This is a genomic window from Peptoniphilus sp. SGI.035 (assembly GCF_050315115.1).
GTDB lineage: Bacteria > Bacillota > Clostridia > Tissierellales > Peptoniphilaceae > Peptoniphilus_A.
Genome location: NZ_JBNPOJ010000020.1, coordinates 23242 through 29946 on the forward strand (window position 1 = coordinate 23242; position 6705 = coordinate 29946).

Genomic DNA, 6705 nt, shown 5'->3' on the forward strand with positions numbered 1-6705 from the left:
TACTTATAAAGCGAAAATGTTTATAGCTCATATTAACCGATCTCTGTATCTTTGTTATTAAATTTTACACAGAGTTAGTTAATATGAGTTTTTGTTTTTATTTAGTACCTCATTCAATTTTACATTTATCAATTAAAAAAGATAATGCTAATACAAATACTTAATAAAAAAGTGATGAGCAAAATAGAATATCTATTATGCAGCATCACCTTGTTTATTATATTACAAAATTTCCATCCTTAAAGATTTGTACTTTTTCTCCATTTTCCTTTACGCCAACTATTTCTGTACTTGCGTCGCCAACCATGAAGTCCACATGCGTTAATGAATCGTTCATGCCTCTTTCTTTTAATTCTTCAATTGTAAGTTTTTCACCATTTTCTATGCAACTTGGATATGATTTGCCAAGGGCGAAATGGCAGGATGCATTTTCATCGTAAAGTGTGTTGTAAAATAAAACTTTCCTCATAGAAATTGGCGTGTTGTGTGAAACAAGCGCTACTTCTCCAAGTCTCTTTGAACCTTGGTCTATTTCAATTATATTTTTTAAATATTCTCTTCCACTTTTAGCGTCGTAATCAATTACTTCTCCGTCTTTAAAAACTAAATAAAAATCTTCAATTAAATTTCCATTGTAATTAAGTGGCATTGTTGAATAAACTTTTCCATTTACTCCATCAAGTCTTGGTGCAGAAAAAACTTCTTCGCTTGGCATATTTGCAATAAATTCTTCGCCATCGCTATTTACATCTCCAGCTCCTGCGAAAATATATCCCTTAGGAAGACAAACTTCAAGATTAGTTCCCTTTTCTGATTTGTAAATAAGTTTTTCAAATTTATTTTCATTTAAAAATGCACTGTATTTATTCAAATTGTTTACATGATTTTCAAGAGCTTTCTCTGGCTCTTCTTCGAAAAGTCTTACAGAATTAAAAATTTCAAACCATAATTTTCTCACAGCTTCATCTTCACTTAATTCAGGAAAAACTTTTGTAGCCCATGATGGAATACTTGCTCCAACAACTATCCATGACACATAATTTGCCATCATTTTAGCAGAAAAGTCCTTTAATGCCTTTGACGTTGCAAGATTTGCCTTGAATAATTTTTCAGAGTCAATTCCCTTAAACACATCTGGGTCAGATCCAGTTATAGAAAGATATTTTGCCTTTTTTCCCATGTAATAATTTTCTTTATCTACTCTATGTTTTGGTATATCAGTTAAAACTTCCACGCTTTCGTTTTCGTATTTTAACTTAGAAATTATTGGATCTCTATAATCCATTACAACTTCAATTGCTCCAAGTTCATAAGCCTTTTTTGTGCAAGTGATAGCAAAATCTCTAGCTTCTATTGGACATCTCACTACAAGTCTGTCGCCTTTTTTGATTTTTAATCCAATCTTTAAAATTAATTCTGCATAAGTTTCTATATAATCATTAACAACGAAATTTTTATAATCCATATTATCTTCCTTTCAATTTATATATAATGTTTATCATAAAAAAATAATACAACAAAATGTTTTTATTTGCAAAAAAATACTATTGGATTTACCAATAGTCCAATAGTATTTAGGTTATTTGCTATATTTTTTTGCCAAAAAGTCCTTTGCAACTTGTGGGAATAATGCGTAAGTTAAAACATCTTCTTCACATTTTGCAAGATCTCCAACTTCAGCCTTATATTTATTTAGAGCTGGCTCTAAATGATTTGCAGGTCTATCTGTAATTACTTCAGCATCGCCTATTATAGATTTTCTAAAAGCTTCGTCCACTTCAACTGGAGTTTTTCCATAAAGTCCCTTTAAATAATCCTTGATTTCATTTGGAACCATTTTGTATCTCTTTCCAGTCATAACATTAAAGGATGCCTGAGTTCCTACCATTTGACTCATTGGAGTAACTAGTGGCGGATAACCCATGTCTTTTCTAACATTTGGCACTTCTGCAAGAACTTTTTCAAATAAATGCTCTTGCTTTGCAGCAGAAAGCTGTGAGTTTAAATTTGAAAGCATACCACCAGGCACTTGATAGATAAGTCCCTTTGGATCAACTGTAAGCATTTTCACTCTTAAAGTTCCATTATTTAAATATTTATTTTTAACTTCTTGGAAATAAGGTGCAAGCTCATTTAAAATATCTAAGTTTAGGTCAACCTTATATCCAGCTTCCTTTAAAATTATCGCAAGAGTTTCTGTTGGAGGCTGACTTGTTCCGCCAGAGAATGGTGAAAGAGCAGTGTCTAAAATATCTGCACCTTCTTCAACACCTTTAAGATAAGTCATAGAACCACATCCAGTAGTTTCGTGAGTGTGAAGTTCTATTGGTATATCAATTACTTTTCTAAGTGACTTAACTAAATCTCTTGATGTTGGTGGAGTCAATATTCCCGCCATATCTTTAATTGCTATTGAATCTGCGCCCATTTCCTGAACATTTTTGGCAAGATTTGTAAAATATTCTATTGTATGAATTTCTGATGTAGTGTAACAAATTGCAACCTGTGCCTCTGCACCAGCTTTTTTAGCTGCTTTAAGTGAAGTTTCAATATTTCTGAGGTCATTTAATGCGTCAAAAATTCTAATAATATCCACACCGTTTTTAACAGAAAGTTCAACAAACTTTTCTACAACATCATCAGGATAATTTTTATATCCCAAAAGATTCTGACCTCTAAGAAGCATTTGAGTCTTTGTATTTTTTAAATGAGATTTAATATTTCTAATTCTTTCCCATGGATCTTCATCTAAATATCTTATACATGAATCAAAAGTCGCTCCTCCCCAACATTCGAGAGCCTTGTATCCAACTTTATCAAGCTTATCAAGTGCAGGTTCCATATCCTTATAAGTCATTCTCGTTGCCATTAATGATTGATGAGCATCGCGAAGAATAGTATCGACAAATTCAATTTTTTTCATAAATCCTCCTAACAATTAATCGAAAGATATCTCTTATTTATATTTTTAGTATAACATAATTTATTTAAAATTTTCATTAAATAAATGCTTTCCTCACAAATAATTTTTGTCAGATTATAAAGTTTTCTGGTTTTTATTTTTTTCTTTACAAAAACCTCTATTTCTAGTATAATGCTATCGGCTTATAAATTATCGCGGCGAAAATTTATAGGAGTTTGATAAAAATGGCAAAAATGATGGATCCAAAGTTCAAGCAATCAAGAAGACTTGGACTAAATGTATGTGGTCACCCAAAGGCAATGAAAAGAGCAACAAAGGGTACTGCAAGAAGTGATAAAAAACTTACTGAATATGGTAAGCAACTTTTAGAAAAACAAAGACTTAGAGCATACTACGGTGTACTTGAAAGACAATTTGTTAATCTATTTAAAGAAGCTCAAAGAACTCAAGGTCAAACTGGTCCTAACTTAGTAACATTTCTTGAAAGAAGACTTGATAATTTATGTTACAGAATGGGCTTTGCATCTTCAATTAGACAAGCAAGACAAATGGTTACTCATGGTCACTTAACTGTAAATGGAAAGAAAGTAAATATTCCTTCTTACAGATGTGAAGCATCTGATGTAATTGCATTATCTGCTAAGGGAAGAAAAGTTGATTTATTTAAAGAAAACTACAACACTAACATTGTTGTAAACTATCCTTATATTTCTAAGGACGAAGACTTTAAAGCAACTTTAGTTTCTCTACCTAATAGAGAAGATATTCCAATAGAAATTGAAGACCAATTAATCGTTGAATTTTATTCAAAGAATATGTAATGACAACGAAGAAGACCCCTCAAAGGGTCTTTTTTATTGTAAACTTTTCTTTTTTAAAAAACTTACATATATAAGTAAAAGCCGAACGTATGCTCGGCTTTTTTTATAGAATTTGTGACAAGAGTACACAAGTTTTATTTTATAAATTGACTAAAGAAAATAATTACAATAACAATTGGTGAAATATACTTTATACTTACATTCATCCACATTCTTACGAAGGGACTTTTTATATTTGCTGCTTCAAGTAAATTTTCCATTTTCCACGCTCTTGCAGAAAAAAGTGCAATTAGAAGACATCCAATTACTAAAATGTAATTACTTTCCACATTGTCTATGAATGCAAAGGCTGGGTCATAGAAAGTAGATAATGCTGCAATTCCAATTATAATAACACTCGCTAATATCAATGCTTTTATTCTATCTAACTTAAATCTCTCCATAAATTGTCCAACGATTGCTTCTAATACGCCAACAGATGAAGTGAAAGCTGCAATGTAAAATCCAAAGTAAAACAAAATTGAAAGCACCCTACCAAAAGGCACCACATTAAAGGCAAGTGGAAGAGTCAAAAATGTAAGTCCAACTCCTTCTCCCGGTGTAAGTCCAGTAGCAAATACAATTGGAAGAATCATAAGTCCAGATAAAATTCCTGCAAATACAAGTGCAAGACATATTACTGATGAATCCTTAAAAATATTTTCGTCTTTTTCCTTAATATAAGATCCAAAAACCATGGAACCTAACATTGCAAGACCAAGTGCAAAAAACGCCTGACCTAGACATACAATAACTGAATTCATTGAGAATTTAGAAAAATCTGGTTTAAATAAAAACTTAACGCCATCAATTGCACCAGGAAGTCTTAATCCAAAGACTATTATTACAATCATAATTACAAATAAAATTGGAATTAAAATTTTTGAAACTCTTTCAATTCCCTTTTGAACTCCCAAAATAATTACTGCGTCATTTAATAGGAAGTTAATTATGAAAAACAAAAATACTATTGGTTTATTTGCATTAAAAGTATCAAAATAATTTTGTATACCTTCGCTTGTAAGTCCAACGAAATCTCCACTTATAGCCCCAGCAATATATTTTATAATCCATGCATAAATAACTGAAGTATATCCCACTATAATTAATGCTGCAAGTGTGTGAAGATATCCTGACAAGTACCATTTAGTATTTGGTTTAAGAGTCTTATAGGCATCTATTGCTGCGTTTCCCGTTGCATAACCTATGGTAACCTCACAAGTCATAAGAGGAATTCCTATTACTAAAATAATTAAAATATATAAAAATATAAAAATTGCTCCACCATTTTCGCCAACTACATAAGGAAATCTCCAGAGAGTTCCTATTCCAAGGGCAAGACCAATGGCAACCATAATAAATCCAAGGATCGATGAAAATCCTTCATTTTGCTTTGACATACACTCCTCCTTTTTTTGTATACTAGAAATACTATCACAAAATTAATATTTTTTAAATAGATAAAAGCGTTAAAGTATTGTTTTCTACTAAATTTAATAAATTATTTCAATAAAATTTACTTTTTTATAATTAAGGGTATAATTTTATTAGGTGATATTATGAAAAAAGACATTGAATATGTAAAACTCGTTACTTCTACCAATAAACTCTTATTTGATGAAATTTGTGCCTTCTTAGAAGACAATTCCATTCCTTATTTTGTAAAGGACGAAGGCGATTATATGAGGTTAATTTCTGGATTTTCACTTTATGAAAAAGGAATTTATGTTTCAGAAAATGATTTTGATACTGCCAACGAACTTTTAGTTTACTTTATGAATGATAATGACGACAATGACGATTTGATCTTTGATTAATTTATTTATTGCAAAACAATAAAGGGCTGATATGAAATGTATCAGTTTTTTATTGCCTTGCAATAATATGCCCTTATTTCCTGCTTCGCCTATATTAATTTGTTTTTATTTAAAAAATTCAACATCTGTTAATTTTAAAATCTATTTTAGCTTTATATTTTAACTAAACTAAACTCTCAAAAATTTATAACTAATAAAATGATTTTCCCTTTAAAACACAAAATTCTTGAAACTAAATCAACTTAAAATAAAAATATATTCTTTTTAATTATTGAATTAAATTCTAATTACCTAAACATTAACAGAGAATAATTTATATGTTAAAAGTTTACAAAAATAAAAACCCGGGGAATCCCCGAGCCTTAATTTAATAATTCTTTAGCAATAACATTAACTTGTTTGCCATCTGCTTTGCCCTTAATTAAAGGCATTACAATTTTCATTAATTTACCAATATCCTTCATTGATGTTATTTCATTTTCGTCAATTACTTTTTTTATAATTTCTTTTAATTCTTCATCTGATAATTGCTCAGGTAAGTATTCAAGTAGTATTTCGATTTCATCATTAGTTTGCTTAACTAAATCTTCTCTATTACCCTTTTTAAACTCTTCAATTGACGACTTTTTTTCTTTTAGCTGTTTTGAAATGATATTTTCAATATCAGAATCATTGAGCTCAACTCGTTCATCTACTTCTTTTTGTTTAATAGCTGCACGAACCATGGTGATAACATCTTTTCGAAGTTTATTTTTACTTTTCATAGCTTCTTTTAAATCAGCCATGAGTCTCTCTTTTAGAGACATAAGAACACCCTCTTTAATATCTGTGTTTTTTTCTGCGTGCCTCTTCGGATTTTTTCTTCCTTCTAACACTTGGTTTTTCGTAATGTTCTCTCTTTCTTACTTCTTTGAGAACTCCACTTGTGGCACATTGTCTTTTGAATCTTTTAAGAGCATTGTCTAAAGATTCGTTTTCACCAACCCTGATTTCGGACATTTTTTAACCTCCTCTCGTAGAAAAGAGTAGCCTTACGGCCAATGTAGGTTTATTATACTCTATAAATCCCAAAATTTCAATAATATTTTTAGTTTTTAAAATTCTT

General features: G+C 30.3%; 7 protein-coding genes. 2 read left to right on the top strand and 5 right to left on the bottom strand.

The annotated features are described in order from the left end of the window. Window positions 1-217: 217 nt before the first annotated feature. Together ACQRC6_RS08365 and ACQRC6_RS08370 are read right to left on the bottom strand one after the other, a co-directional pair. On the bottom strand, window positions 218-1465 hold the full coding sequence (locus ACQRC6_RS08365) for an aminopeptidase (RefSeq protein WP_427848540.1): 1248 nt from the start codon (window positions 1463-1465) through the stop codon (window positions 218-220). A 114-nt stretch (window positions 1466-1579) separates the two neighbouring features. Next, window positions 1580-2923 carry an oxaloacetate decarboxylase subunit alpha gene (locus ACQRC6_RS08370; RefSeq protein ID WP_427848541.1) on the bottom strand — a complete coding sequence of 448 codons (1344 nt, stop codon included), beginning with the start codon at window positions 2921-2923 and terminating at the stop codon, window positions 1580-1582. 224 nt (window positions 2924-3147) lie between these two features. Between ACQRC6_RS08370 and rpsD the strand changes: the two genes are divergently transcribed. After that, the gene (gene rpsD, locus ACQRC6_RS08375) at window positions 3148-3744 is read left to right on the top strand and encodes a 30S ribosomal protein S4 (protein ID WP_075658955.1); all 597 of its coding nucleotides are present in this window, start codon (window positions 3148-3150) and stop codon (window positions 3742-3744) included. Between the two features lie 134 nt (window positions 3745-3878). Here rpsD and ACQRC6_RS08380 read toward each other — a convergent pair whose 3' ends face one another. Further along, on the bottom strand, window positions 3879-5183 hold the full coding sequence (locus ACQRC6_RS08380) for a sodium-dependent transporter (RefSeq protein ID WP_427848542.1): 1305 nt from the start codon (window positions 5181-5183) through the stop codon (window positions 3879-3881). Between the two features lie 159 nt (window positions 5184-5342). Between ACQRC6_RS08380 and ACQRC6_RS08385 the strand changes: the two genes are divergently transcribed. Then, on the top strand, window positions 5343-5600 hold the full coding sequence (locus ACQRC6_RS08385) for a putative signal transducing protein (RefSeq protein WP_293558467.1): 258 nt from the start codon (window positions 5343-5345) through the stop codon (window positions 5598-5600). 362 nt (window positions 5601-5962) lie between these two features. Here ACQRC6_RS08385 and ACQRC6_RS08390 read toward each other — a convergent pair whose 3' ends face one another. After that, window positions 5963-6406, bottom strand: coding sequence for a GatB/YqeY domain-containing protein (locus tag ACQRC6_RS08390; protein ID WP_293558465.1), 444 nt, complete (start codon window positions 6404-6406; stop codon window positions 5963-5965). Window positions 6407-6419: 13 nt separating this feature from the next. Then, window positions 6420-6599, bottom strand: coding sequence for a 30S ribosomal protein S21 (gene rpsU, locus ACQRC6_RS08395; protein WP_005957648.1), 180 nt, complete (start codon window positions 6597-6599; stop codon window positions 6420-6422). Window positions 6600-6705 lie beyond the last annotated feature (106 nt).

Coding starts and splice junctions, on each gene's coding strand:
- ACQRC6_RS08365 (WP_427848540.1), bottom strand. CDS start 1,465: ATGGATTATAAAAATTTCGTTGTTAATGATTATATAGAAACTTATGCA.
- ACQRC6_RS08370 (WP_427848541.1), bottom strand. CDS start 2,923: ATGAAAAAAATTGAATTTGTCGATACTATTCTTCGCGATGCTCATCAA.
- rpsD (WP_075658955.1), top strand. CDS start 3,148: ATGGCAAAAATGATGGATCCAAAGTTCAAGCAATCAAGAAGACTTGGA.
- ACQRC6_RS08380 (WP_427848542.1), bottom strand. CDS start 5,183: ATGTCAAAGCAAAATGAAGGATTTTCATCGATCCTTGGATTTATTATG.
- ACQRC6_RS08385 (WP_293558467.1), top strand. CDS start 5,343: ATGAAAAAAGACATTGAATATGTAAAACTCGTTACTTCTACCAATAAA.
- ACQRC6_RS08390 (WP_293558465.1), bottom strand. CDS start 6,406: ATGTCTCTAAAAGAGAGACTCATGGCTGATTTAAAAGAAGCTATGAAA.
- rpsU (WP_005957648.1), bottom strand. CDS start 6,599: ATGTCCGAAATCAGGGTTGGTGAAAACGAATCTTTAGACAATGCTCTT.